Genomic DNA, 24,752 nt, shown 5'->3' with positions numbered 1-24,752 from the left:
GCAGCGGACGCATCTCGCCCTTGGCCGGAAAAACAAACAGCCCCGGACATACCATCCGGGGCTGTCGCAAGGCTCGCCTTACTTGAGGATCGTGAAGCCCTGCTCGGTGAAGAACGGCGCGGCCTTGTCGGACTTCAGGAAGTCGAGATAGGCGTTCGCGGCCGCGCTCTTGGAGTCCGAGAGGATGGCGACGGGGTAGATGATCGGCGGGTGGCTGTCTTCCGGGAAGGTGCCGACGACGGCAACGCCCGGATCGGCGGCGGCGTCCGTCTGGTAGACGATGCCGTAGGGCGCCTCGCCGCGCGAGACGAGGGCGAGGGCCGCGCGCACGCTTTCCGCGCCGGCGACCTTGCCTTCGACGGACGACCAGACGCCAAGCTTTTCGAGCGCCGCCTTGCCGTATTTGCCGGCCGGCACGCTATCGACCGCGCCCATGGCGAGCTTGCCGTCGCCGACGAGGCCGGCAAGATCGAAGCCGTCCTTGATCTCGACGGTGGAGGCCTTGTCCTTCGGCGCGACGAGCACGATGCGGTTGCCGAGCAGGTTGACGCGCGTGTCGTCCTTGATCAGCTTCTTCTCTGCGACATAGTCCATCCAGGCAAGGTCGGCCGAGATGAAGAGATCGGCGGGCGCGGCGGCCTCGATCTGCTTGGCGAGCGCCGAGCTTGCGGCATAGGAGACCGTCGTCTCGTTGCCGCTGTCCTTCTGCCAGGCGGCATTGGCGGCATCGAGCGCGTTCTTGAGGCTCGCGGCGGCAAAGACGGTGACCTTTTCGGCGGCCGCGGCCGGAAGACCGAGCGGCAGGGCCGCAACGGCGGCGACGACCAGTTTCAGAAGCAGACGACGGTTCATTCCAGTTCTCCCTTTTCCCGCCTTTGCGGCAGCGTGATATCTCTTTGAATATATCGGCCTTTGCGGCTTGGCCAGCGCTATATTTTCAAAAATATAAAGAAACTGCCGATGGCAAATCGGCCGGAAAGACCGGCCGATGCAACGTTCCGTCACGGCGGGTCGGAGGGCTCAGAACAGCGCGTCGTCGAAGAGGTCTTCGTCGCTCTGGGGCGCGGCCTGGGCGGCGGGCGCCTCGACGGTCGTGCCGAAGATGCGGGCATGGACCTCGCGCTCGGACACCATCGTATAGGTGCGCGCGATGCGGCCGCCGAGTTCGGCCATCGCCTCTTCGAGGCCGCCCACATCGGGAAGCGCCTCGCCGCTCAAGTGTCCGGCACGCGCCGCGCAATCGGCCAGCACGTCGCCGAGTTCCGCGTCGAAATCGAGGCCCGCAATGGTGCGGCCTGTCTTGGCGGAGACGTCCGCGCCGCAGGCGCGCAGCGCCGCCATGTCCTCTTCCATGCGGTCGCCCGCGCGGCGGATATGGTCGAGCACCTCTTCGAGATGGGCGTCGAGCGCGCCGCCCGCGGCAGCGCCCGCCTCCCCGAGCTTGCCGGCGTCGCCTTCCAGCGACTGCAAGGCGACGAGGATGCGTTCGGCGGTCTCGTCGAGCTGGGCGGAGAAGGTGCGCAGCTCGGCCGTCACCACGTTGATCGCCCGCCCCTCTTCGCCGAGCTTGCTGCAGCGCAGGTTGGTGTTGAGCGCCATATAGTGGATGTCGGTGCGCACGAGCTGGATCGTCTTCACGCCCTTCAGCAGTTCCTGCACGGTCTCCACCGTGCTGGCGCCGAGCGCATTGGCCTTGCCGGCGGTCTCCTCGATATCGCGCACCACGGCGCGGGCAGCGGCGATGTCGGCCTCCAGCGTGCGCATGGCCCGGTCGGCCGAGCGGCCGTCGGCGGTATCCATGTCGCCGTAAAGCGCCATCAGCCCGTCGATATCGGCGCCGAAGCTGCGGATCGTGCCGACCACGGTGCGGCATTCGCGCTGGAAATCGCGGGCGATCTCGGCGAGCAGGTCGTGCACGAGGCGGCGCACCAGCGCGGTCAGGCGAGCGGCGGCCTCCGCATCGAGCGGACCGGCCGCGAGATACTCCTCAAGGAAGGTGAAGGCCGACTGGCAATGCTCGATGCGCTGGCGGGTGATATCGCCGATCTGCATGGAGGAGAGCGTCGTCGCCACCTTGGTCTGCACCTGGCGGGCGGAGGCGCCGACCCGCGCCGCCAGCTGCGCGAGATGCCGGCGCTGGGCCGTCAGGTCGGCGGCATTGCGCGAAAGGTTGCCGGCAATGTCGGGCACGCTGCGGCGAAAGCGCTCCAGCGCCGCCCCACCCCCGGTAGAGGCCGCGCCGATCACCGCGCCAAGCGTGCCGATCTTCGCGCCGAGCGCATCGACCGCGCCGGCGCCGAAGCGGATGCGCTCCAGGATTTCCTCCGCAAAACCGGCAAAGTCGGGAATGGCCGCGCCGGTGATCTTGGCGGTGGTGGCGAAGGTGCGCAGGTAACGCAGCGTCTCCTGCATGGCGGAGATATGCACGCCGAGCGATTTTTCGGTCAGGGCGACGGCGGCGAGGCGCTGCTGGCGCGTCTCCTCGATGCCCGGCAGGGCGGTGAGCTGGCCGACGGTCGCCGACAGCCGGCCGATCGTCGCTTCGGCGGTATCGTCATCGAGCGAACCCGAGAGGTTTTCCAGCGATGCAACCAGACGGTTCAGCACGTCCAGCACGGCGAGCAGCACGACGCCGCCGTCCAGGAAGCGCTGTTCGATGCGGGAACGGGCCCCTTCGAGACGGGAAACCAGTTCCCCCTCAGCCGTCTGCCGCTCGACGCGGACTGCGTTCGCTGTTCCTGACACGCCATACCCCACTTTCAAGAAACCGTGGGCCGACGCTACGGCGAACAATGTAACGCGCAGTAAATTCGCACTTCCTCATGGAGTAATAAACGGGGCGAATCCCGCCCTTTCGGCCTTGCTACCCGAGGATGCAGCGCCCTTAGAATTAGGGATTTATAAATAATATCACTTATGTCTAATCATCTTCGATTTCATTCAAAAACAATAACTTAAACTCATTCCCTGCCCTTGCGTGAAGCGGTGCATTCTTTCGTGAAGACCTACTAATGGATGAAATTATCAACCGCACTTTACCGTTCATTAAGTCTGCCTGACGATTCTGTCGCGGGAAATACTCTCCTGCGGAACGAATATCGAGGCCTCCATGTCATCGCCCCTGCCCGGTGACGCGTCGTTAACCTTACCGGCGACGCTTACCATCAAGACTATAGTGGCAGTCCATGAGATGATCTTGGACTTCCTCAACAAGAATACGAATTCCGTACTGGATATCGACGAAGACGCCCAGGTCGATCTCAGCTTTGTCCAGCTCGTTACGGCCGCACGCAAGCATGCCGAGTCCCGTAACGGACGGGTTCTACTTGCACGGCCCGCCGGAGGGGACTTTTACGACGTGCTGAAGCGCGGCGGCTTTCTCGACGAGATGACGCCGGACGCTGCACATTTCTGGTTGCATCAGGAGAAGAATTGATGACCGCGAAGATCTTGACCGTTGACGATTCCGCCAGCATCCGGCTGACGACGCGGGTCACCCTCAGCAATGCCGGCTACGCCGTCACCGAGGCGGTGGACGGCCTCGACGGCCTCAACAAGCTGAAAGACGGCGAATACGACCTCGTCGTCACCGACCTGAACATGCCCAACATGGACGGCCTGACGATGATCCGCGAGCTGCGCAAGCTGCCGGCGCATACCGGCGTGCCGGTCATCTTCCTCACCACCGAATCCGACGGCGAACTGAAGGCGCGGGCGAAGGCCGCCGGCGCCACCGGCTGGCTCACCAAGCCGTTCGATCCCGAAAGCCTCGTCAAGATCGCCAGGAAGGTCCTCGGAAAATGACCAACCCGGACCCGATCTCAGTCTTCCGGACAGAAGCGGCCGAACTGCTGGAACAGATCGAGTCCGGCCTCCTGGACCTGACCCGCAGCCTCGACGACCGCGACCAGATCGACGCGGTCTTCCGGGGCCTGCACACGTTGAAGGGCTCGGGCGCGATGTTCGGCTTCGACGCGCTCGCCGCCTTCACCCACCATTGCGAGACCGCCTTCGACCGGGTGCGCAAGGGCGATGTGCCCGCCACGCACGAGCTGGTTTCGGCGGTGCTCTCCGCGCAGGACCATATGCGCGCGCTGCTGGAAACGCCGAACGGCGATCACGACGCGATGAGCGCTGCCCTGCTCGACAACCTGCACCGCGCCGTCAATGGCGCGGGCGGCGCCTCCCCTGCCCTTGCCCCGGCCGCAAGCGCGGCGACGGCCGCAGCGCCGGTCGCGGAACAGGCCGGCGGCCTGCGCGAATGGCGCATCCGCTTCAGCCTGCCCGCCAATGCCATGGCGAACGGCACCAATCCGCTGGGCCTCCTCGACGAGATGCGCGACCTCGGCGAATGCCGCATCCTCGCCGATGCGGCGAAGGTGCCGGCGCTTGGCGCGCTCGAACCGCGCGACATGCATCTTGCCTGGGACGTCACGCTCAAGACCGACAAGCCGCGCAGCGACATCGAGGATGTCTTCATCTTCGTCATGGACGACATGGCGCTGGAGATCATCGAGATCGCCGCCGCAGCTCCTGCCGCAGCGGCCGCCCCCATGCCCAAGGCCGTTGTCGTCACGGAGCGCGAAGCGCCGGCCGTCCAGGCGGCCAACGATTCCAGACAGGCGAAAGCCGCCGAAAACGTCCGCGTTCCCGCCGAACGGCTCGACGAGATGATGGACCGCGTCGGCGAACTGGTCATCGCCCAGTCGCGCCTCACGCAGCTTGCGGGCGCGGCGGCCGATCTTGGCCTGCGCTCCGTCTCGGAAGAGATCGAGCGCCTGTCGGGCGAATTGCGCGACACGATGATGGTGCTGCGCATGATGCCCGTCGCCAGCCTCTTCAGCCGCTTCCGCCGCCTCGTGCACGACCTGTCGCGCGAGACGGGCAAGGAAATCGAGCTGATCACCGAGGGCGAGACCACCGAGGTCGACAAGACGGTCATCGACCGGCTCGCCGATCCGCTCGTCCATCTCGTGCGCAATTCCATCGACCACGGCCTCGAAAGGCCCGAGGACCGCATTGCGGCCGGCAAGGACCCGAAGGGCAAGGTCATCCTCTCGGCGCACCAGACGGGCGGCGAGGTCATCATCACCATCAAGGACGACGGGCGCGGCATCAACCGCGAGCGGGTACGCGCCAAGGCCGAGGCATCGGGCCTCATCCAGCCCGGCCAGGCGCTCGCCGACCAGGACCTGTTGCAGCTCATCTTCCAGCCGGGCTTTTCCACCGCCCAGCAGGTCACCAATCTCTCGGGCCGCGGCGTCGGCATGGATGTGGTGAAGAAGACGGTGGAGGCGCTGCGCGGCGCCATCGACATCGTCAGCAGACCGGGCGAAGGCTCGGAGGTCTCGCTGCGCATCCCGCTGACGCTCGCCATCATCGACGGCCTGCTCGTGCGCGTCGGCCAAGGCTGCTACGTCATCCCGCTTTCGGCGGTCGAGGAATGCCTGGAACTCTCGCTGGAAGACGACCTGCGCTCGCGCGGGCGCTCCTTCATCTCGCTGCGCGACAGCCTCGTGCCGTTCCTGCGCCTGCGCGAACTCTTCCGCACCGGCACCCAGCCCGATCCACACCAGAAGGTCGTCGTCATCTCGACGGGATCGGAACGCGTCGGCCTCGTCGTCGACCAGATCATCGGCGACCACCAGACGGTCATCAAATCCATGTCCAAGCTGCACCATGACGTCGCCACCTTCTCGGGCGCGACCATTCTCGGGGACGGCAGCGTCGCGCTGATCCTCGACGTCACCCATCTGGTTGCGGCCGGTCAGCACCAGGAGGCGCAATTGCGGGCGGCAGGATGAGCGAAGCGGCACGAAAACTCGACTACGACACGATCTGGGGCGAAGCGGACGAATTGTCCGTGCTCACCTTCAACCTCAACGGCGAGACCTTCGCCATCGAGGCCATCGTCGTGCAGGAAATCCTCGACCTGCTGCCGGAAACCCACGTGCCCGGCAGCAAGCCCTATGTCTCCAGCGTCATCAATTTCCGCGGCAAGGTCATTCCGCTTGCCGATATCCGCCTCGCCTTCGGCATGGACGCGACGGAAACGACCATCGACAGCCGCATCGTGGTGATCGAGCTCGATCTCGACGACGAGGCGACGCTGATCGGCATCCGCACGGACAAGGTCAACGAGGTCACCACGCTCCCGAAACTCGCCAGCGAGCCGCCGCCGAGCGTCGGCATGCGCTGGCGCCCCGACTACATCAACTGCCTCGTCAAGCGGGGCGGCGAATTCATCATCGTTCCGAACCTGCACGCGATCTTCTCCTCCCAGAAAGACCGCACCGGCACGGCGCAAGCGCCGAACTAGGACCTCAGGAGAGACCCATGCGCTTTACCATCAAACTCAAGCTGTTCCTGACTTTCGGTTTCATGCTCGCCGTCCTCGTCGGCACCGCGACCTACGGCATCATCAGCCTTGGCGGCCTCAACACGACGCTGAGCGACGTGCTGAACGGCCCGGCCGAGCGGCTGAAGCTCGCCCAGATGCTCAACAACTTCCAGCTCCAGCAGATCCGCCAGCAGAAGAACATGCTGGCGGCCACCAACGCCACCGAGACCAACCGCTATATCGGCCTCAGCGACGAAGCCCGCAAGGAATTCGACGCGGCCTTCGAACAGGTGCTGGAAAAGGCGACGGAACAGGGCAAGGTGCTGTGGACCAAGCTTTCCACCTTCACCTCCGATTTCCGGCGCAATGACGACCGCATCCGGGCGCTGGCGCTGGCCGGCGACACGGCCGGCGCGACGCGCATCTCGACCACGGATGCCCGCACCGTCACCAACGAAATCGACAGCCTGCTCGGCGAGGTCGTCAAGCTGGAGGAAGCGCGCCTCAACGAGGCGGAGCTTGCGGCCGACGCCCAGTATCAGAGCACGCGGACCATCATGGTGACGGTCGCCGCCGTCGCGCTCATCATCGCAACCATCGCCGCCTTCTGGATCGTGCTGTCGATCAACCGCGGCATCGGCCGCGCCGTCGGCGCGGTGCAGAACGTGGCGGATGGCGACCTGACGCGCTTTGCCGAGATCACCACGAAGGACGAGATCGGCGACATGCTGGGTCACGTCAACACGATGATCGAGCGCCTGCGCGGTGTCGTCGCCGATGCCCTTTCGGCCTCGGACAACGTTTCCTCGGGCAGCCAGGAACTCTCCGCAAGCTCCGAAACGCTCTCGCAGGGCGCAACGGAACAGGCCTCCTCCGCCGAGGAAGCCTCCGCCTCGATGGAAGAGATGGCCGCCAACATCAAGCAGAACGCCGACAACGCCGCCCAGACGGAGAAGATCGCCCGCCAGTCCTCCAGGGACGCGGAAGCCTCGGGCGAGGCCGTCGGCCGCGCCGTCGGCGCCATGCGCACCATCGCGGAAAAGATCTCCATCGTGCAGGAAATCGCCCGCCAGACCGACCTTCTCGCCCTCAACGCCGCCGTCGAGGCCGCGCGTGCCGGCGAACATGGCAAGGGCTTCGCCGTCGTCGCCTCGGAAGTGCGCAAGCTCGCCGAGCGCAGCCAGGCCGCCGCCGCCGAGATCAGCACGCTCTCCGGCCAGACGGTCTCCGTCGCCACGGAAGCCGGCGAGATGCTGAACCGGCTGGTGCCCGACATCCGCAAGACCGCGGAACTGGTCTCGGAAATCTCGGCCGCCTGCCGCGAGCAGGATATCGGCGCCTCGCAGATCAACGAGGCGATCCAGCAGCTCGACAAGGTGACGCAGCAGAATGCCGGCGCTTCGGAAGAAATGTCGGCGACCTCGGAAGAACTCGCCGCCCAGGCCGAGGAACTCCAGGCCTCCATCGCCTTCTTCCGCGTCGAGAACGCCACCCGCAAGGAACCGAACCACGCCGACAAGCTGCGCGCGACCGCCGCGAAGATGGCCGCCCCGGCGACCAAGCGCCCGGCCGCCGCCCCGGTGCACCGCGCGGCGCCCGCCGCCAAGGCGTCGCGTGGCAACGGCTTTGCCCTTGACATGTCGATGGGTGGCCCTGACGCCGACGACGCGGACTTCCGCGAAAGCGCCTGAGCGAACGAACCATGCGGCGCATCCGGCACCGGATGCGCCGCACGCATGACCGGGCGCGTGTAGGCGTCCGTAAAAAGGGCCGTGGAACGGCCCGCGGAAGGGTGAGTGTATCGGTCTTCACGCATGGCAGCGCCGCAACCGCGGCGACTGCGCCCTGACAGGCATCTGCGACAAGGAGAATCCGGGATGCGCCTTACCATCAAGCTGAAGCTGGGCCTCGCCTTCGGCTTCCTGATCACCCTTCTTTGCGTTTCCGCCGGCATCGGCGTGCGCAGCCTCAGCGAAATGAACACGCTGCGCAACGATCTCATCGAGGGTCCGATCCAGCAGGACGACTATGCCAACGACATCGCCGCCGCCTTCGACGGGCTCGGCCTTGCCGAAGCCGACCTCCTGATGGCCAATTCCCTGGAGCGCACGAACAAGGCCAAGGCCACCATTGCCGCCGAACGCGAAGCCTTCGAGAAGGCGCTGAACGACGGCGAGAACGACGCGACCGGCGAGTTCAAGGCCAAGTGGCAGGAAATCCGCGATTTCTGGGACGACTATCTCGTCATCAACGACAGGATCACGTCGCTCGTCGCGTCCGGCCAGCGCGAGATGGCGCTGGAACTGAACCAGACGGATGGCGCCGTCGCCGCCGACAAGCTGGACGCGATGACCGAGGGTCTTGCCGCCCTGACCGAGGCCGCGATCCAGAGTTCCGATACCGTGGCCGATGCCAGCTACACGACGGCCTTCTATACGCTCGTGACCCTTTCGGTCGCCGCCTTCGCGCTTTCGGTCGCCGCGGCCCTCTGGATCGCGCTCGGCATCAATACGGGCCTGCGCAAGATCCGGGCCGTCGCCGAAGCCGTCGCCGTGGGCGATCTCGACCAGACCGTCGAGATCCGCACGAACGACGAGATCAAGGACCTTGTCGACACGATCAACGTGATGACCGGCAACCTGCGCAATACCGCCACCATCGCCGACCAGATCGCCAATGGCGACCTCACCGTCACGCCGAAGGCGCTGTCGGACAAGGACACGCTCGGCATTTCGCTGGAAAGCATGGTCGAGCGCCTGCGCGGCGTCGTCGCCGATGCGCTGTCCGCCGCCGACAATGTCTCCTCCGGCAGCCAGCAGCTTTCGGCCAGCTCCGAGCAGCTCTCGCAGGGCGCGACGGAACAGGCCTCCTCCGCCGAGGAAGCCTCCGCCTCGATGGAAGAGATGGCCGCCAACATCAAGCAGAACGCCGACAACGCCGCCCAGACGGAGAAGATCGCCCGCCAGTCCTCCAGGGACGCGGAAGCCTCGGGCGAGGCCGTCGGCCGCGCCGTCGGCGCCATGCGCACCATCGCGGAAAAGATCTCCATCGTGCAGGAAATCGCCCGCCAGACCGACCTTCTCGCCCTCAACGCCGCCGTCGAGGCCGCGCGTGCCGGCGAACATGGCAAGGGCTTCGCCGTCGTCGCCTCGGAAGTGCGCAAGCTCGCCGAGCGCAGCCAGGCCGCCGCCGCCGAGATCAGCACGCTCTCCGGCCAGACGGTCTCCGTCGCCACGGAAGCCGGCGAGATGCTGAACCGGCTGGTGCCCGACATCCGCAAGACCGCGGAACTGGTCTCGGAAATCTCGGCCGCCTGCCGCGAGCAGGATATCGGCGCCTCGCAGATCAACGAGGCGATCCAGCAGCTCGACAAGGTGACGCAGCAGAATGCCGGCGCCTCGGAAGAAATGTCCGGCACGTCGGAGGAACTCGCCGCCCAGGCCGAGGAGCTTCAGACCTCCATCGCCTTCTTCCGCGTCGAGCGCGCCACCGGCATGGCCAGACCCGTCCAGCGCCATGCGGCTCCGGTCGCAGCGCGCCCGGCGGCAAAGCCCGCCGCCGCACCGGTTCGCAAGTCCGACAACAGCGTCAACGCCCAGCAGGCCCGGGCCCGCGGCTTTGCCCTCGACATGTCGATGGGCGGCCCGGATGCCGACGACGCAGACTTCAGGGAAAGCGCTTGATCATGGCCGGCACGTCCTCGGAATCCCAGTACGTCACCTTCTCGCTCGACAACGAGGTCTTTGCGGTCCCCGTCTCGGTGGTCCGGGAAATCCTCGACCATGAGGATGCCTTCAAGATCCCGCACGGCCCGGAATACCTGCTCGGGCTGCGGGACGTGCGCGGCCAGGGCGTGCCGGTCATCGATCTGCGTCTTCGCCTCGGCATGACGAAGACCGAGAAGACGCCGCACACGCGGGCGCTCGTGCTCGACGTGCCGATCGGCGAGAAGACCCTGACGCTCGGCCTCGTCGCCGACCGGGTCTACGAGGTCATTCCCTTCCGCAACGAGGACATCGAGGGCGCGCCGGATATCGGCGTGCGCTGGCCGTCCGACTATATCGCCGGCGTCGTGCGCCGGAACGGCGGCTTCGTCGTCATCGTCGATCTCGCCCGCCTCTTCTCCAGTGCGGAAGTGGCGATGATGGGCACGGCCAACCGCCTCGCCGCCACGGCATAACCAGGAGAACCGGCGTGGGAGCAGCAATGCGGGCGCAGGCGAACGAAGACGGCTTGAGCAGCCGGAATTTCGAAGCCCTGTCGCGCTATATCTACGATTACAGCGGCATCAAGATGCCGATCAACAAGCTGACGATGCTGGAAGGCCGCCTGCGGCGGCGTCTTCGCGCCACCGGCATCGCCAATTTCAACGCCTATTGCGACTATCTCTTCAAGCATGGCGGCATCGAGAAGGAGGCGATCTTTCTCATCGACGCCGTCACCACCAACAAGACGGACTTCTTCCGCGAGCCGAAGCATTTCGACTTCATGGAACGCACCGGCCTGCCCGAACTGGTGGCCGCCGGGCACAAGCGCCTCAGGCTGTGGAGCGCCGCCTGCTCCATCGGCGCCGAACCCTATACGATGGCGATGGTGCTGCAGGACTTTGCCGAGGCCAATTCCGGCATCGACTACCGCATTCTCGCGACGGATCTTTCGACGGACGTGCTGCAGGCCGCGCGCCGCGGCGTCTATCCGCGCGACATGATCCAGCCGGTGCCGGCGGACCTGCAGCGGCGCCATGTCATGGTCTCGCGCGATGCCGCGCGCGGCGAGGTGCGCATTCACCCGCGCCTGCGCTCCACCGTCGGCTTTGCCCGCATGAACCTCATGGACAGCGCCTACAAGGTGGGCGAGCCGATGCACATGATCTTCTGCCGTAACGTGCTGATCTATTTCGACAAGCCGACGCAGGCGAAGGTTCTCTCCCGGCTCTGCGACTGCCTCGTGCCCGGCGGTTTCCTCTATGTGGGCCATTCGGAAACGGTCACCGGCATCACGCTGCCGGTGCGCCAGGTCGCCAACACGGTTTTCAAGAAGATCTGATGCCCCTGCCCGGCAAGAAAATCCGCGTCCTCATCATCGACGATTCCGCCAGCGTCCGCCAGGCACTGACCCATGTGCTGGAGGAGGATCCCGAGATCGAGGTGATGGGCGCGGCCTCCGATCCCTTCATGGCGGCCAAGAAGATCCAGGAAGAAATCCCCGACGTCATCACGCTGGACGTGGAAATGCCGCGCATGGACGGCATCACCTTCCTGCGCAAGATCATGTCGCAGCGGCCGATCCCCGTCGTCATGTGCTCCTCCCTCACCGAAGAGGGATCGGAAACGCTGATGCAGGCGCTGGAGGCCGGCGCGGTCGACATCATCCTCAAGCCGAAGATCGGCGCGGCCGACCATCTGGCCGAATCGGGCACGCGCATCCGCGAGGCGGTGAAGGGCGCGGCCGTCGCCCGGCTCGGCACCAACAGGCGCAGCGCGGCGGCGAGCGGCCCGACCGCAAAACTCACCGCCGATGCCGTGCTGCCCCCGCCCTCCGGCCGGGCCATGGCCAAGACGACCGAAATGGTCGCCTGCATCGGCGCCTCGACCGGCGGCACCGAGGCGCTGCGCGTGCTTCTGGAGCAGCTGCCGGCCAATTCCCCCGGCCTCGTCATCGTCCAGCACATGCCTGAAAAATTCACCGCCGCCTTCGCCAAGCGGCTGAACAGCCTGTGCGAGGTGGAGGTAAAGGAGGCCGTGCACGGCGATCCCGTCCTGCGCGGCCATGTGCTGATCGCCCCCGGCGACCGGCACATGATGCTGGAGCGGCAGGGCGCGCGCTACCATGTGGCGGTGCGCGAAGGCCCCCTCGTCTCGCGCCACCGGCCCTCCGTCGACGTGCTCTTCCGTTCCGCCGCCCGTGCCGCGGGGGCCAATGCCATGGGCGTCATCATGACCGGCATGGGGGACGACGGCGCGCGCGGCATGAACGAGATGCACCAGGCCGGCGCCTATACGGTGGCGCAGGACGAGGCCTCCTCCGTGGTCTTCGGCATGCCGAAGGAAGCGATCGCCCATGGCGGCGTCGACAGGATCCTGCCACTCGACCAGATCGCCCGCGAAATCCTCGCCGCCGACCGGCGACGCTAGGCATTTTCACCGCCCATTAACCATAAGGAACGAGGATGGCGAAGCACCATGCAGGGTGCGATCGACGAGCGATGACCGGCTCAAGAACCGCTCCGGGGAGCCCCATGCCCGTCATCACTTTCGCCAACACCAAGGGCGGCGCCGGCAAGACGACGGCCGTGCTGCTGCTGGCCACCGAACTTGCCCGGCTCGGCTTCCGCGTCTCGGTGCTCGATGCCGACCCGCAGCACTGGATCACCCGCTGGTACGAGATTTCCGAAGGCGTGCTGGGCAATCGCCTGACCGTCGTGCCCTATGTCACGATGGGCACGATCGACCGGCAGGTGGCCGACGCGAAGGCGCATGCCGATTTCGTGCTGATCGACCTTCCCGGCTCGCGCAGTTCCCTGCTCGCCAAGGCGGTCGGCTATGCCGATTATGTGCTCATCCCCGTGCAGGGCTCGGCCATGGATGCGCAGGGCGGCGCGAATGTCATCGAACTGTTGCACTATCTCGAGGACAAGGCAGCGATCCGCATCCGCCATTCGGTGGTGCTGACCCGCGTCAACTCCATGGTGACGACCCGCGCCATGCATGCGGTGAAGGATTTGCTGGCCGCCCGCCGGGTGCACCTGCTCGAAACGCCCATCATCGAACGCGCGGCCTTCCGCGACATGTTCGGTTGCGGCGGCACGCTCTATTCGATGGATGCCAAGCGTGTCACCAATCTCGACAAGGCGCAGGAAAATGCCCGCGCGCTGGCGCTGGAAGTGCTGCAGCAGATTCCCGCCGCCCGCCCCGCGGTCGCGCCAGGGCTCAGAAGCGTCGCCTGACGGGCGCTTCCGGTTTCCAGCAGCAAGGCCGCGGTTTCCGCGGCTTTTTCGTTTTTGGGGTTTTTCGCTTTGGGGAAAAAGGGTCCAGAAATGGAAAAGCCTGCCGCGGGAGGAGGTGCGGCAGGCTTTCCGATAGAACCGAATGACGACTGGGAGGAGGAGTGCCGTCATTCCCGCAGTCGGCCTTGGGAGGAGGAGTAGGCCTTCTGCAATCATCGAAGCGTCGTGGGAGGAGGTACGTTGCTTCGATAAATATGACTATATCCGATTCCTGGTCATTTGATAGGCATCGTTTTGCAAGGCAGCTATGCGTTATGCGCGTAGCGTATATCTCAATTCTGTTGAATTAGGCCGCGCGCGACTGATTCGTTCGCACATGCAAAAACGCCCGCCGGAGGGGCGGGCGTCTTCGAAATCCTGCCTTGCGGCGTGCCGGTCAGAAGCCGACGGCAGCGCGGGCGACCGACTTGATTTCCGAACGTTCGATGCCGAGATCGCGCAGTTCGCGCGTGGTCATGCGGTCGAGTTCGTTGACGGTCTGACGGTACTTGCGCCAATTGCTGAAGGAACGTGCCATATTCATGATGATCCCCTTTCCTAGGGTTCTCTGTTCGGCACCGGTCCGTGGCGCCGCGTCTTTCGATGGCCGTCTTATAGCCCTATGTTGCAATGCGGAAAAGCGCCGAGGCGGCAGGACACCCATGCGCATGACGCATGGGTTCTGTAAGGCTTCGTTAAGGAAGGGTTCAGGCGGCGCGTGCCGCCTGCTCCTCCCGCAGGAAGGCGGAAAGGCGCGCCAGCCCTTCGCGCAGGATCGCCGCGCCATTGGCATAGCCGATGCGCAGGTGCCCCTCCATGTCCATGGCACTGCCGGGCGTCAGCATGACGCCGGTGCGCTCCAGCAGCCGCGTGCAGAAGGCTTCGGAGCTGAGCGGCAGGTCGTATTTCAGGAGCGCCGTCGTGCCGGATTTCGGCTTCACCCAGGACATCAGCGGCTCGCCTTCCATCCATTCCGCGAGAATGGCGAGATTCTCCCGGGTGATGGCCTGGCTGCGGGCAAGGATCTTGTCCCGGTTCTCAAGTGCGATGGCGGCGAAGTGATCGTCCAGCATGCCGACGCTGATGGTGTTGTAGTCGCGGTGAATCGAGACGGCGTGCAGCAGGGCCTTCGGTCCGACGATCCAGCCGAGGCGCAGGCCCGCCAGCGACCAGGTCTTTGACATGCTGCCCGTGCTGATGCCCTTCTCGTAGAGATCGGCGATGGAGGCCGTCATGCCGTCGCCCGTCTGGTTCGTGCCGCGGTAGACCTCGTCGCAGAGAATCCAGGCGCCGCAGGCACGGGCAATGGCGACGACCTCCAGAAGGAAATCGCGATCCATCAGCGACCCGGTCGGATTGTTGGGGTTGTTGAGGCAGATGAGCTTGGTGCCCGGCACCGCGAGCCGGCGCAGCTCCTCAAGGTCCGGCAGAAAGCCGCGCTCCGCCGTCAGCTTGAGAAGCCTGACGTCCGCGCCGAAGCTTTCGGGAATGGAATAGTGCTGCTGGTAGGTGGGCAGGACGGAGATGACGCGGTCGCCCGGCTCCACCAGCGTCTCGTGCACCAGCGCATTGGCGCCGATGGCGCCATGGGTGACGACGACATTCTCGACCGCCTGTTTTTCATGGAGGCCGGCGATGAGGCCGCGCAGCCGCTCGCTGCCCTCGATGGCGCCATAGGTGAGCTTCATCGGCAGGAGTTCGGCGAGGATTGCGTCGCGCTTGCCGGCCATGTCGAGCAGTTCCTCGACCGTCAGCGATTCCACGCAGGTCTCCGCAAGGTTCAGCTCGCAATGGTTCTCATAGCGGTTCATCCAGATTTCAACACCGAAATCGCGTATCTTCATGGCCGGGTCCTTTCGGGTTAGAAGACGGCAAGGGCAATCCGCCCGCTCGACAATGGAACGGTATGAGCAATATAGTGCACAGTCAAGAACGCGGCGACGTGCTCGCCCATGTCGCCGGCAACCTGCGCCGCCTGCGCCAGGCGGCGGGCCTCAGCCAGGCAGCGCTGGCCGAAGCCTCCGGTATCAGCCGGCGCATGATCGTCTCGCTCGAAGGGGGCGATGCCAATATCAGCCTGTCGAGCCTCGACAAGCTCGCCGCGGCGATGGGCGTCGGCTTCGTCGATCTCGTGCGCGATCCGGCCCGCGCGCCCTCCGCCGAAATCAACGAGGTGACGTGGCGGGGCACGGCGGCGGACAGCACCGCGCTGCTGCTCGGCTCTGCGCCGGCGACGCGCGAGGCACAGCTCTGGCTGTGGTCGCTCGGCCCCGGCGAGCGCTACGACGCCGAGCCGGATCCGGTCGGCTGGCACGAGATGATCTTCGTGATCGAGGGCACGCTGCGGCTGGAGCTTCCAGGCGGGGCGACGGACTACTCGACGGGCGGCTTTGCTGTCTATGCCACGGACCGGCCCTATGCCTATGCCAATCCCGGCGCCGGCACCGTGCGCTTCGTGCGCAATGTGATTTCCTGAGCCTCAGCCGGCAAGCGCCGTCCAGGCGATGCCGGCGAGCGCCGACAGGCCGAGCGTCAGCAGCACGGAGGCCTTGAGGCGGAACAGCGCAAACGCGGCCGCGGCGGCAAGCAGCGCCGCGGGCGGGATGATGGTCGCCGGCACCGGCACCTCCAGCCGCAGGGGTCCGGCGGCAAACACCGTCACCGCGGCAAAAAGCGTGTGCGCGGCGAACCAGACGGCAAGGTTGAGGATGACGCCGACCACCGCGGCGGTGATGGCGGACATCGCGCCCGAGAGCGCCACATTGCCGCGCAGGGTCTCGATGAAGGGCGCGCCGAGGAAAATCCAGAGGAAGCAGGGCACGAAGGTGACCCAGGTGGTGAGAATGGCGGCCAGCGTTGCGGCCATCATCGGATCGAGGCTGCCGGGATCGCGGTAGGCGCCGAGAAAGCCGACGAACTGCAGCACCATGATGAGCGGCCCCGGCGTCGTCTCGGCCATGCCGAGACCGTCGAGCATCTCGCCGGGCTTCAGCCAGCCATAGTGTTGCACGGCCTCCTGCGCGACATAGGCGAGCGCCGCATAGGCCCCGCCGAAGGTGACCACCGCCATCTTGCTGAAGAAGGTGCCGATGTCCGCAAAAACGCTGTCGCCCGCCAGCATCGCGATCAGCACCACCGGCCCGAGCCAGAGACAGGCGAGCACGGCCGAGATTTTCAGCGACCAGCGGAGATTGGGCCGGGCATGGGCGGGCGTCGCCTCGCCGAGCAGCGAATCGCGATCGCGCACAACCGCGCCCTTGGCCGCCGCGTGCCCGCCGGCCGTGCGGAACAGGCGCGAGCCGGACGCCGAGCCGAGATAACCGAGGACAGCGGCAACGAGGATGATGAGCGGGAACGGCACCTTGAAGGCGAAGATGGCGATGAAGGCGGCGGCGGCAATGGCGATCATCGCCGGATTGACCAGCGCGCGGCTGCTGATGCGGAAGACCGCCTGCACCACCACGGCCAGCACCGCCGCCTTGAGGCCGAAGAACAGCCCCTCGACCACGCCGACATTGCCGAAGACGACATAGACATAGCTGAGCGCGAGAATGGACAGGAAACCCGGCAGGATGAACAGCAGGCCGGCGACGAGGCCGCCGCGCGTCCGGTGCATCAGCCAGCCGATATAGACGGCGAGCTGCTGCGCTTCCGGCCCCGGCAGCAGCATGCAGTAGTTCAGCGCGTGCAGGAACCGGCCCTCGCCGATCCAGCGCTTTTCCTCCACGACGATGCGATGCATGACGGCGATCTGCCCGGCGGGGCCGCCGAAGCTGAGCGCGGCGACGCGCGCCCATACCCGCAGCGCCTCGCCGAAGGATACGCCATGGCCGTCCTCACCGGATGCGCTGTCGCTCATCGCAATCCCCTTTTCCCTTGCGGGATGGATCGCAACCGCCCCCTCTCCTGTCAAGGCGGGCCTGGGCTTGACGGATGGCTTTCCTGGCATTACTAAACCTGCTAGTTAATTAACCTGATGGATAAATGATGTGAGCGACCTGCTGAGCCTGACTTTCGCCGCCCTTGCGGACCCGACGCGGCGCGCCATTCTCGCACGCCTTTCCAACGGCGATGCGACAGTCAACGAGATCGCCGCCCCGTTCGACATGAGCCTGCCCGCCGTCTCCAAACACCTGAAGGTGCTGGAGGCCGCCGGCCTCATCACCCGCAGCCGCACCGCCCAGTGGCGCCCCTGCCATCTGGAGGCGGGGCCGCTGAAGGACGCCGACGGCTGGATCTCCGCCTACCGACGCTTCTGGGAGGCGAGCTTCGACCGGCTCGACGACTATCTGAGGCAATTGCAGGCCGGCGATCCCGAGAAGACGAACTGAGGAGAGACCTGATGCAGGAGACCGTTTCAGCCGCCACCCCCATCGGCCTTGTCATCGAACGCCTGATCGATGCGCCCGCCGCCCTCGTCTTCAAGGTCTGGACGACGCCGGAGCACCTTGCCCGCTGGCTGGGGCCGAAGGACTTCACGCCCCATTCCATCCGCATGGATTTCCGCCCCGGCGGCGCCTGGTCGGCGGTCATCCGCTCGCCGGAGGGCGAGAACTATCCGATGGGTGGTATCTACCGCGAGATCGCGGAAAACCGCCTCATCGCCTTCACCTTCCGCTGGACCGAGGAGGACGGGCCGGACACGCTCGTGACCGCGACCTTCGAGGACCTTGGCGAAAGGACGCGGCTGACCTTCGCGCAGACGCCGTTCGACACCATCCAATCCCGCGACAGCCATGCCGAGGGCTGGGGCGAATGCCTCGACCGGCTCACGGTCTATATTCAGCAAGGAGCCGAAGGATGAAGAAGACCTATCACGGAAGCTGCCATTGCGGCGCCGTCCGCTACGAATGCCGGCTCGACCTCGACGAGGGCCTGCGCAAATGCAACTGCTCCTTCTGCCGGCGCACGCGCATGCTGAAGACCTTTTCGACGCGCGAAGACTTCAGGCTGCTTTCCGGCGAAGACCTGCTCCTTACCTACCGCGCCGCGGATTCGAGCTGGCCGGAGGGCGATGTCGACCACTATTTCTGCCGGACATGCGGCGTGCGATCCTTCTCGCGCGGCTACCACGAGACCTTCATGGGGCATTTCTACTGCATCAATGCCGGCACGCTGGACGATGTCAGCGACGCGGAACTCGCCGCCGCCCCCATCATCCATGAGAACGGCGCGGCCGACGACTACGAAAATCCGCCGGCCCACACCGCCTATATGTGAGCCGAAAACCGTTGCGCCGGCCGGACGATCCGCTAGGGTCGGGCGGCCGGCGCAGGCCGCTTGTCCGGGGACTGTCGGAACTGGTCACGGACGAGTCGCAGACAGGCTGCACTGGCACCGAACGAGGCCCTAAAATCGGCCGCAATTTCTCATCGGGGTCCAGCAAATGGCAGAGTTTCCGCAAAAGGCGAAGGTCGTCATCATCGGTTTGGGTGGCATCGTGGGTGCGTCGATCGCCCACCATCTCATCGAGCGCGGATGGGACGATATCGTGGGCATCGACAAGTCGGGCATTCCCACCGACATCGGTTCGACGGCGCACGCCTCGGACTTCTGCTACACGACCAGCCACGACTATCTCTCGGTATGGACGACCCAGTACTCCATCGATTTCTACGAGAAGATGGGCCACTACGCCCGCATCGGCGGTCTCGAAGTCGCCCGCGCGGGCGACGACACCTGGATGGAAGAGATCAAGCGCAAGCTGTCCTCCGCCAAGGCGTTCGGCACGCGCGCCCATGCCGTTTCCCCGGCCGAAATCAAGCAGATGTTCCCGCTGATCGAGGAAGACCAGGTCATGGGCGGCCTGTTCGACCCGGATGCCGGCCTCGTCATCCCGCGCTCGCAGACCGTCGCCGGCAAGCTGGTGGACGCGGCCGAAAAGTCCGGCAAGCTGCAGGTCTACGGCAACACGCCGGCCCAGTCGCTGATCGTCGAAGGCGGCCGCATCAAGGGCGTCGTCACCCATCGCGGCACGATCCTGGCCGACCATGTCATCGTCTGCGCCGGCATCTGGGGCCGCCTCATCGCCGAAATGGTCGGCGAGGACCTGCCGGTCATGCCGGTCGACCATCCGCTGACCTTCTTCGGCCCGTACAACGAATTCGAAGGCACCGGCAAGGAAATCGGCTTCCCGCTGCTGCGCGACCAGGGCAACTCCGCCTATATGCGCGACACCGGCGACCCGAAGACCACCGAGGGCGGCCAGATCGAGTGGGGCTATTACGAAACCACCAATCCGCGCCTCTGCCACCCGCGCGACATTCTCGAGAAGCACGAGGCGCGCCTGTCGCCGTCCCAGCGCGACCTCGACATGGAGCAGATCATCGAGCCGCTCGAACGCGCCATGGAACTGACGCCGATCCTCGGCGAGCTCGGCTATAACGAAGGCCATTCCTTCAACGGCCTGCTGCAGGTTTCCGCCGGTGGCGGCGCATCCTGCGGCGAGAGCCAGAAGGTGCGCGGTCTCTGGTACTGCGTCGCCATCTGGGTCAAGGACGGCCCCGGCTACGGCAAGCTGATCGCCGACTGGATGACGGACGGCCGCACCGAGATCGACCACAATTCGATCGACTATGCCCGCTTCTACCCGCACCAGCTCGAAGAAAAGTTCATCGAGGGCCGCACCTACGAGGCCGCCCAGAAGATCTACTTCCCGGCCGTGCACACCCGCGAGCCCTATGCCACCGGCCGCAACGTCAAGCGCTCCCCCTTCTACGAGCGTGAAGTGGAGCTTGGCGGCTACTTCATGGAACTCGGCGGCTGGGAGCGCGCGCATGGCTACAAGGCCAACGAGCATCTCCTGGAAAAGTACGGCGACCGCGTGCCGGTGCGCGAGAACGAGTGGGACAGCCGCCATTTCTGGCGCGTCTCCAATGCCGAGCATCTGGCGATGAGCGAGGATTGCGGCATCGTCAACCTCTCGCACTTCCACATGGTCGACATCGAAGGCCCCGATCATGTCGAGCTGCTCGAATGGCTCTGCGCGGCCAAGATCGGCGGCGACGGCAATATCGGCAAGGGCGTCTATACCCACTTCCTCGACGACGAGGGCATGGTGCGCGCCGACTTCACCGTCTTCCGCATGGCCGACCGCTGCCGCCTCGTCAACGGCGCCGATGCCGGCCCGCGCGATCTCCACTACATGAAGCGCGTGGCGCAGGATCGCGGCCTCGACGTCACGATCACCGACACGTCGGAAAAGTTCATCACCATCGGCATCTGGGGGCCGAACGCCCGCGAGACGCTGAAGAAGGTGGTGGCGGACCCGGCGGGCCTCGACCTGGAAAACTTCGCCTTCGCCGCGATCAAGCAGATCGAGATCGCCGGCAAGAGCGTGACCGCCTTCCGCATCTCCTATGTCGGCGAGCAGGGCTGGGAACTGCACATGAAGTACGAGGACGGCCTTGCCGTGTGGGATGCCCTGCGCGCCACCGGCGTCATGGCCTTCGGCGTCGAGACCTATGCGAACTCGCGCCGCATGGAAAAGAGCCTGCGCCTGCAGAACGCCGACCTGCTCACCCAGTACAACCTCATCGAGGCGGACCTTGCCCGTCCGAAGGTCAAGGAAGCCGACTTCCGCGGCAAGGCGAAGCACCTGGAGTACAAGGCGCGCGACCACCAGCCCGCCATGCTCTGCACGCTCGTCATGACCGAGAACACCGACAGGAACGGCGTCAAGCGCTACCCGCTCGGCAACCTGCCGGTCATGGACCCGGAAACCGGCGAGGTGCTGATCGACGACCTCGGCCGCCGCTCCTACACGACTTCCATCGCCTTCGGCCCGACCATCGGCAAGAACATCGCGCTGGCCTATCTGCCGGCCGCCTATTGCCAGGAAGGCCGCAAGCTCAACATCGAGTATTTCGCCGAGACCTACCCGGTCGAGGTGGTCGGCATCGGCTACAAGCCGCTCTACGACCCCGAGAACCTGAAGCCGCGCACGTAAGCGGGTTCAAGACCTCAAGGAAAAGGGCGTGCCGGTGGATATCGGCACGCCCTTTTTGTTGCCTCTCTCGGCGCTGCAAATCCGAGAGCATTTCCAGCCGAAGCGGCATCGCTTCGGCGTCGGACAATGCGGTAAGAACAAAAAGCTAGCGCACCACCGCGCCGTTCTCCGCCACGAGCCTGCCCGCCTTGAACACCCGGCGATCCTTCGGCACCGCGACCACGGCCTCCGGCACATGCGCGGCGGCCAGCGTCACGAAATCGGCTTTTGCCCCCACCGCGATGCCATAGCCTTCGAGACCGAGGGCTTTGGCGCCGGCGGCGGTGACCACGTCGAAGGCGGCGGAAAGTTCCTCGTCGGTGTAGAAGCCGGAGCGGTAACCGATCATCATGGCGCGGCCGAGCATGTCGCCATCGCCGTAAGGCCACCAGGAATCGCGGATATTGTCGCTGCCGCCGAAGATGTTGACGCCTTCGGCGCGCAGGAGCGCGACGGGCGGGAAGGCATGATCGCCGGGGGCGTTGGTCATGATGGAGACGCCGGCGGCCGCGATCTTCGCGCCAATGCCGCGAGCGGCGTCCGGGTCGAGATTGCCGAGACCGTAGGCGTGGCTGACGACCACCTTGCCCTGCATGCCGAGCGCCACCGTCCGCGCGCAGATTTCCTCCACCGTGAAGGCGCCGAGCGAGCCGAAATCGTGCAGGTGGATGTCGATGCCGACGCCGTGTTTTTCCGCCACGCCGAAGACGACGTCGAGATGGCCCTGAAGGTCGCGGTCGAAGCTTGCCGGATCGAGGCCGCCGACGAGGTCAGCCCCCATGGCGATCGCCTCGTCCAGGAGTTCGGCCGTACCGGGGCTTTTCAGTATGCCGCTCTGCGGGAAGGCAACGAGCTGGATATCGATGATGTCGCGGTACTCCTCGCGTATCGCCAGGATCGTCTCCAGCGATTTCAACCCGACGGAGCCGTCGACCATGACGTGGCTGCGCATCTGCGTGGAGCCGTGGGAGACGCAGAGTTCGAGCTGCTTGCGCGCGCGTTCGGCCATCGGCGCGGCCTGCGCCATGTTCTCGGCCTGGAAGGCGACGCGCTCATGCACGTCGAAGCCGTTGGTGCAGGGCTTATGCGGGATCCAGGTGTCGCCATAGAAGCTGGTGTCGAGATGGATGTGCCCCTCGACGAAGGCGGGAACCAGCAGCGCACCCGCCAGGTCGACCTTTCGGGCCGCATCCGAAGCCGTGCCGGCCGGCATGATGGAGACGATGCGTCCACCGGTAACGCCGATATCCTTCAGTGAACCGTCCGCCAATGTCGCGTGGGTGAACAGGGTCTCGGTCATTTTCGCGTCTCCATGGGTGCGGCGCTGCCCGCCCCGAAAGGGCGGACAGCATTGCACACAATAACGCGCGAAAATCGTATGCGGTCAATAGGCCGCGGCAACGGCGGGTGCGCCGAGCACCACGATGGGCGTGCCGTTCTGCACGCGATTGTAAAGATCGACCACGTCCTGGTTCAGCATGCGCACGCAGCCGGAGGAAACCGACTTGCCGATGGTCCACCATTCCGGCGAACCATGGATGCGATAGAGCGTGTCTTCCTTGTTCTGGAAGATGTAGAGCGCGCGGGCGCCGAGCGGGTTCTTGAGGCCCGGCTCCATGCCGCCATTGCGGGAGCTGTAGGGTTCGAGCTCCGGCTGGCGGGCAATCATCTCGTCGGGCGGCGTCCAGCGCGGCCATTCGCGCTTGTACTGGATGACGCCGCGGCCGGCCCATTCGAAGCCGGCGCGCCCGAGGCCGACGCCGTAGCGCATGGCCTGTCCGTCCTCATAGGTGAGGTAGAGGAAATGGCTAGCCGTATCGACGACGATCACGCCGGCGCGCTCACCGGTCGGGTTCGCCACCATCTGGCGATAGAAGCGCGGATCGATCTTCTGGTAGGGAATGGCCGGCAGCGGGAACTGTTCGTCCGGCTTCGGCCCGTACATGGCGGCATAAATGCTGGTATCGACCGGTTCGGGCTCGACGACGACCCTTTCGCGGACCGGCGCCGTGGTGCAGCCGGCAAGAACCGTGGTTGCCAATCCTGCGCTGCCGAGCAGGAAGGACCGGCGGGTTACGCTTTCACCAGTCAATACAGTTTCCTCATGCCTCAATCGTCATAGGGGTCGGCAAGCGCGGCTTCGGGCCGGCTGACCGGATATTTCGTGCGCGAGATGCGGGCGGCCATGCCCTTGGCGCCCTCCTGCTTCAGGAGCGTGCGGAAGCTCGGATGCATGCCGCCGTCCACATAGGCGAAGCTGGAAACCGGTGTGGCGCCGGCAAAAGCCGCATCCAGCTTCTTTTGTTCCGCACCGATCTTGGCGACCAGATCATTTTGCGTGCCGTCGGCCGTCGCCGGGCATTGCGCCAGCGGATCACTCGGCTCGCCGCCGGCAAATTCCTTGTTGAAGACGTAGCGGCCGCTGCAGACGGACACCTTCGGCTGCGTGCGCGTGAAGGCGAAGGCGTCGTAGCCCTCCTTCAGCGTGCGCCAGAAGGGCATGTTCGGATCGCCCTTGTGGCTCGCCATGTTCTGGGTGGTCATGCGGAAGGGATAGGCCTGCACCTGGAAGCGCTCCTGCCCGCCTTCCAGCGCCTTCTGCACGATGGCGTAGATTTCGCCGACGCCCTGGTCGGTCATGGCGTAGCAGCCCGAGGATGAACAGGCGCCATGCACCATCAGCGCCTCGCCCGTATAGCCGAGCGCCGATTCCAGCCGGTTCGGATAACCGAGGTTGAAGGAGACGTAATATTGCGAGTTCGGGTTCAGCATGCCGGCGGAGACATGATAGAAGCCTTCCGGCGCCTGGCGGTCGCCGCTCTTCGTCTTCGGGCCGAGCTTCCCGGACCAGCGGCACATCGGATAGGTCTTGAACAGCGCATATCTGCCGCTCGCGTCAACCTTCCAGACTTCGAGTTCGCTTTCCTGCTTGAAGATGCGCACCAGCACGGGGCTTTCCGGCCGCATCTTCTTCTTCGACATTTCCGCCTTCACCTTGTTGGAAAGCTGCGGCGTCTCGGCAAGCGAGGCGACATCCATCGCCATGCAGCCAGCAAGCAGGCCGCCGGCGACCGTGGCGGCGGCAAGGCGCGCGAAAAGCGACAGACGACGGGCGGTTTCGGAAGAAGGACGATGGCGAAGCGCAAACATGGGTCGTTTTCGGTTGTTCGGGGTTCGTGGGCGCGGCGAACCGCGCGGCCTTTCCTCAGAGTCCAAGCGATTGCTTAGAACTTCGTTAATCTTGTGGCCTTCATCGGCCCTGCGCGGCGTCATGCCTCGGTTTCCGCCCGAACCCGGGTTTTGATCCGGCCGAGCTTAAAGCCTCAAGCCCCTTGAGCTTCAAGACCAGATTTGCGGCTTTCTTTCGTCCGGACCTCACGGCGCGAACACAATATCGTCAGATGCTTGCGCCGGGCGGTTCCGCGGAAGAGAAAACTTGA

At 65.4% G+C, this 24,752-nt stretch carries 23 protein-coding genes; 15 read left to right on the top strand and 8 right to left on the bottom strand.

The genetic code is table 11. The features are described from left to right. Positions 1 to 78: 78 nt before the first annotated feature. Positions 79 to 852 carry a molybdate ABC transporter substrate-binding protein gene (gene modA, locus V8U06_RS20085; RefSeq protein ID WP_427142198.1) on the bottom strand — a complete coding sequence of 258 codons (774 nt, stop codon included), beginning with the start codon at positions 850 to 852 and terminating at the stop codon, positions 79 to 81. 168 nt (positions 853 to 1,020) lie between these two features. Beyond that, positions 1,021 to 2,745: a chemotaxis protein gene (locus tag V8U06_RS20080; protein WP_427142197.1), complete on the bottom strand. Its 1,725-nt coding sequence runs from the start codon at positions 2,743 to 2,745 to the stop codon at positions 1,021 to 1,023. Positions 2,746 to 3,109: 364 nt separating this feature from the next. Between V8U06_RS20080 and V8U06_RS20075 the strand changes: the two genes are divergently transcribed. From V8U06_RS20075 to V8U06_RS20030, 10 genes are all read left to right on the top strand, one after another. Then, entirely contained in the window at positions 3,110 to 3,436 is a 327-nt protein-coding gene (locus tag V8U06_RS20075) for an STAS domain-containing protein (protein WP_427142196.1), read from the top strand. Then, positions 3,436 to 3,804 (top strand): response regulator, encoded by a 369-nt coding sequence (locus tag V8U06_RS20070; protein ID WP_427142195.1) that lies wholly within the window; start codon positions 3,436 to 3,438, stop codon positions 3,802 to 3,804. The genes V8U06_RS20075 and V8U06_RS20070 overlap by 1 nt, the downstream gene beginning before the upstream one ends. After that, complete coding sequence (locus V8U06_RS20065; protein ID WP_427142194.1) at positions 3,801 to 5,804, top strand: chemotaxis protein CheA; 2,004 nt, start codon at positions 3,801 to 3,803, stop codon at positions 5,802 to 5,804. Before V8U06_RS20070 ends, V8U06_RS20065 begins: the two co-directional genes overlap by 4 nt. After that, the gene (locus V8U06_RS20060; protein ID WP_226920257.1) at positions 5,801 to 6,319 is read left to right on the top strand and encodes a chemotaxis protein CheW; all 519 of its coding nucleotides are present in this window, start codon (positions 5,801 to 5,803) and stop codon (positions 6,317 to 6,319) included. Before V8U06_RS20065 ends, V8U06_RS20060 begins: the two co-directional genes overlap by 4 nt. Before the next feature lie 17 nt (positions 6,320 to 6,336). Then, complete coding sequence (locus tag V8U06_RS20055; RefSeq protein WP_427142193.1) at positions 6,337 to 8,031, top strand: methyl-accepting chemotaxis protein; 1,695 nt, start codon at positions 6,337 to 6,339, stop codon at positions 8,029 to 8,031. 186 nt (positions 8,032 to 8,217) lie between these two features. After that, positions 8,218 to 10,023 carry a methyl-accepting chemotaxis protein gene (locus tag V8U06_RS20050; protein ID WP_427142192.1) on the top strand — a complete coding sequence of 602 codons (1,806 nt, stop codon included), beginning with the start codon at positions 8,218 to 8,220 and terminating at the stop codon, positions 10,021 to 10,023. A gap of 2 nt (positions 10,024 to 10,025) precedes the next feature. Beyond that, the gene (locus V8U06_RS20045) at positions 10,026 to 10,520 is read left to right on the top strand and encodes a chemotaxis protein CheW (RefSeq protein ID WP_226920260.1); all 495 of its coding nucleotides are present in this window, start codon (positions 10,026 to 10,028) and stop codon (positions 10,518 to 10,520) included. A 26-nt stretch (positions 10,521 to 10,546) separates the two neighbouring features. Further along, positions 10,547 to 11,386 (top strand): CheR family methyltransferase, encoded by an 840-nt coding sequence (locus tag V8U06_RS20040; RefSeq protein ID WP_427142206.1) that lies wholly within the window; start codon positions 10,547 to 10,549, stop codon positions 11,384 to 11,386. After that, complete coding sequence (locus V8U06_RS20035) at positions 11,386 to 12,474, top strand: protein-glutamate methylesterase/protein-glutamine glutaminase (protein ID WP_427142191.1); 1,089 nt, start codon at positions 11,386 to 11,388, stop codon at positions 12,472 to 12,474. The genes V8U06_RS20040 and V8U06_RS20035 overlap by 1 nt, the downstream gene beginning before the upstream one ends. 104 nt (positions 12,475 to 12,578) lie before the next feature. Next, complete coding sequence (locus V8U06_RS20030; RefSeq protein WP_427142190.1) at positions 12,579 to 13,286, top strand: AAA family ATPase; 708 nt, start codon at positions 12,579 to 12,581, stop codon at positions 13,284 to 13,286. Positions 13,287 to 13,722: 436 nt separating this feature from the next. Here V8U06_RS20030 and V8U06_RS20025 read toward each other — a convergent pair whose 3' ends face one another. Continuing rightward, entirely contained in the window at positions 13,723 to 13,869 is a 147-nt protein-coding gene (locus tag V8U06_RS20025) for a DUF1127 domain-containing protein (protein ID WP_226920264.1), read from the bottom strand. Between the two features lie 163 nt (positions 13,870 to 14,032). Continuing rightward, positions 14,033 to 15,169, bottom strand: a complete 1,137-nt coding sequence (locus V8U06_RS20020; RefSeq protein ID WP_427142189.1) for an aminotransferase — start codon at positions 15,167 to 15,169, stop codon at positions 14,033 to 14,035. 74 nt (positions 15,170 to 15,243) lie between these two features. Here V8U06_RS20020 and V8U06_RS20015 point away from each other — a divergent pair, with 74 nt between their 5' ends. Beyond that, positions 15,244 to 15,801 (top strand): helix-turn-helix domain-containing protein, encoded by a 558-nt coding sequence (locus V8U06_RS20015; RefSeq protein ID WP_427142188.1) that lies wholly within the window; start codon positions 15,244 to 15,246, stop codon positions 15,799 to 15,801. 3 nt (positions 15,802 to 15,804) lie between these two features. Here the strand turns inward: V8U06_RS20015 and chrA are convergent, their stop codons facing one another. Further along, the gene (gene chrA, locus V8U06_RS20010; protein WP_427142187.1) at positions 15,805 to 17,184 is read right to left on the bottom strand and encodes a chromate efflux transporter; all 1,380 of its coding nucleotides are present in this window, start codon (positions 17,182 to 17,184) and stop codon (positions 15,805 to 15,807) included. Positions 17,185 to 17,314: 130 nt separating this feature from the next. Between chrA and V8U06_RS20005 the strand changes: the two genes are divergently transcribed. The 4 genes from V8U06_RS20005 (at position 17,315) to V8U06_RS19990 (ending at position 21,273) form a co-directional block, all read left to right on the top strand. Continuing rightward, a complete protein-coding gene (locus V8U06_RS20005; protein WP_427142186.1) occupies positions 17,315 to 17,656 on the top strand; it encodes an ArsR/SmtB family transcription factor in 342 nt (113 codons plus the stop codon). Positions 17,657 to 17,667: 11 nt separating this feature from the next. Next, positions 17,668 to 18,129, top strand: a complete 462-nt coding sequence (locus V8U06_RS20000) for an SRPBCC family protein (protein ID WP_427142185.1) — start codon at positions 17,668 to 17,670, stop codon at positions 18,127 to 18,129. Further along, on the top strand, positions 18,126 to 18,545 hold the full coding sequence (locus V8U06_RS19995; protein ID WP_427142184.1) for a GFA family protein: 420 nt from the start codon (positions 18,126 to 18,128) through the stop codon (positions 18,543 to 18,545). Before V8U06_RS20000 ends, V8U06_RS19995 begins: the two co-directional genes overlap by 4 nt. A gap of 166 nt (positions 18,546 to 18,711) precedes the next feature. Beyond that, positions 18,712 to 21,273 (top strand): GcvT family protein, encoded by a 2,562-nt coding sequence (locus tag V8U06_RS19990; RefSeq protein ID WP_427142183.1) that lies wholly within the window; start codon positions 18,712 to 18,714, stop codon positions 21,271 to 21,273. A gap of 145 nt (positions 21,274 to 21,418) precedes the next feature. On the opposite strand, the gene V8U06_RS19985 is transcribed toward V8U06_RS19990, so the two are convergent. The 3 genes from V8U06_RS19985 to V8U06_RS19975 all read right to left on the bottom strand — a co-directional run bounded on the left by V8U06_RS19985 (position 21,419) and on the right by V8U06_RS19975 (position 24,462). After that, the gene (locus V8U06_RS19985) at positions 21,419 to 22,612 is read right to left on the bottom strand and encodes an amidohydrolase family protein (RefSeq protein ID WP_427142182.1); all 1,194 of its coding nucleotides are present in this window, start codon (positions 22,610 to 22,612) and stop codon (positions 21,419 to 21,421) included. Positions 22,613 to 22,696: 84 nt separating this feature from the next. Continuing rightward, entirely contained in the window at positions 22,697 to 23,404 is a 708-nt protein-coding gene (locus V8U06_RS19980; RefSeq protein WP_226920273.1) for a L,D-transpeptidase, read from the bottom strand. 17 nt (positions 23,405 to 23,421) lie between these two features. Beyond that, positions 23,422 to 24,462, bottom strand: a complete 1,041-nt coding sequence (locus V8U06_RS19975) for a L,D-transpeptidase family protein (protein ID WP_226920274.1) — start codon at positions 24,460 to 24,462, stop codon at positions 23,422 to 23,424. Positions 24,463 to 24,752 lie beyond the last annotated feature (290 nt).

Source organism: Shinella sp. G-2, assembly GCF_050172695.1.
In the GTDB taxonomy this organism is placed as follows: domain Bacteria; phylum Pseudomonadota; class Alphaproteobacteria; order Rhizobiales; family Rhizobiaceae; genus Shinella.
This window is presented reverse-complemented; position numbering and strand designations above follow the sequence as displayed.

Coding starts and splice junctions, on each gene's coding strand:
- modA (WP_427142198.1), bottom strand. CDS start 852: ATGAACCGTCGTCTGCTTCTGAAACTGGTCGTCGCCGCCGTTGCGGCC.
- V8U06_RS20075 (WP_427142196.1), top strand. CDS start 3,110: ATGTCATCGCCCCTGCCCGGTGACGCGTCGTTAACCTTACCGGCGACG.
- V8U06_RS20070 (WP_427142195.1), top strand. CDS start 3,436: ATGACCGCGAAGATCTTGACCGTTGACGATTCCGCCAGCATCCGGCTG.
- V8U06_RS20065 (WP_427142194.1), top strand. CDS start 3,801: ATGACCAACCCGGACCCGATCTCAGTCTTCCGGACAGAAGCGGCCGAA.
- V8U06_RS20060 (WP_226920257.1), top strand. CDS start 5,801: ATGAGCGAAGCGGCACGAAAACTCGACTACGACACGATCTGGGGCGAA.
- V8U06_RS20055 (WP_427142193.1), top strand. CDS start 6,337: ATGCGCTTTACCATCAAACTCAAGCTGTTCCTGACTTTCGGTTTCATG.
- V8U06_RS20050 (WP_427142192.1), top strand. CDS start 8,218: ATGCGCCTTACCATCAAGCTGAAGCTGGGCCTCGCCTTCGGCTTCCTG.
- V8U06_RS20045 (WP_226920260.1), top strand. CDS start 10,026: ATGGCCGGCACGTCCTCGGAATCCCAGTACGTCACCTTCTCGCTCGAC.
- V8U06_RS20040 (WP_427142206.1), top strand. CDS start 10,547: ATGCGGGCGCAGGCGAACGAAGACGGCTTGAGCAGCCGGAATTTCGAA.
- V8U06_RS20035 (WP_427142191.1), top strand. CDS start 11,386: ATGCCCCTGCCCGGCAAGAAAATCCGCGTCCTCATCATCGACGATTCC.
- V8U06_RS20030 (WP_427142190.1), top strand. CDS start 12,579: ATGCCCGTCATCACTTTCGCCAACACCAAGGGCGGCGCCGGCAAGACG.
- V8U06_RS20025 (WP_226920264.1), bottom strand. CDS start 13,869: ATGAATATGGCACGTTCCTTCAGCAATTGGCGCAAGTACCGTCAGACC.
- V8U06_RS20020 (WP_427142189.1), bottom strand. CDS start 15,169: ATGAAGATACGCGATTTCGGTGTTGAAATCTGGATGAACCGCTATGAG.
- chrA (WP_427142187.1), bottom strand. CDS start 17,184: ATGAGCGACAGCGCATCCGGTGAGGACGGCCATGGCGTATCCTTCGGC.
- V8U06_RS20000 (WP_427142185.1), top strand. CDS start 17,668: ATGCAGGAGACCGTTTCAGCCGCCACCCCCATCGGCCTTGTCATCGAA.
- V8U06_RS19995 (WP_427142184.1), top strand. CDS start 18,126: ATGAAGAAGACCTATCACGGAAGCTGCCATTGCGGCGCCGTCCGCTAC.
- V8U06_RS19990 (WP_427142183.1), top strand. CDS start 18,712: ATGGCAGAGTTTCCGCAAAAGGCGAAGGTCGTCATCATCGGTTTGGGT.
- V8U06_RS19985 (WP_427142182.1), bottom strand. CDS start 22,612: ATGACCGAGACCCTGTTCACCCACGCGACATTGGCGGACGGTTCACTG.
- V8U06_RS19975 (WP_226920274.1), bottom strand. CDS start 24,462: ATGTTTGCGCTTCGCCATCGTCCTTCTTCCGAAACCGCCCGTCGTCTG.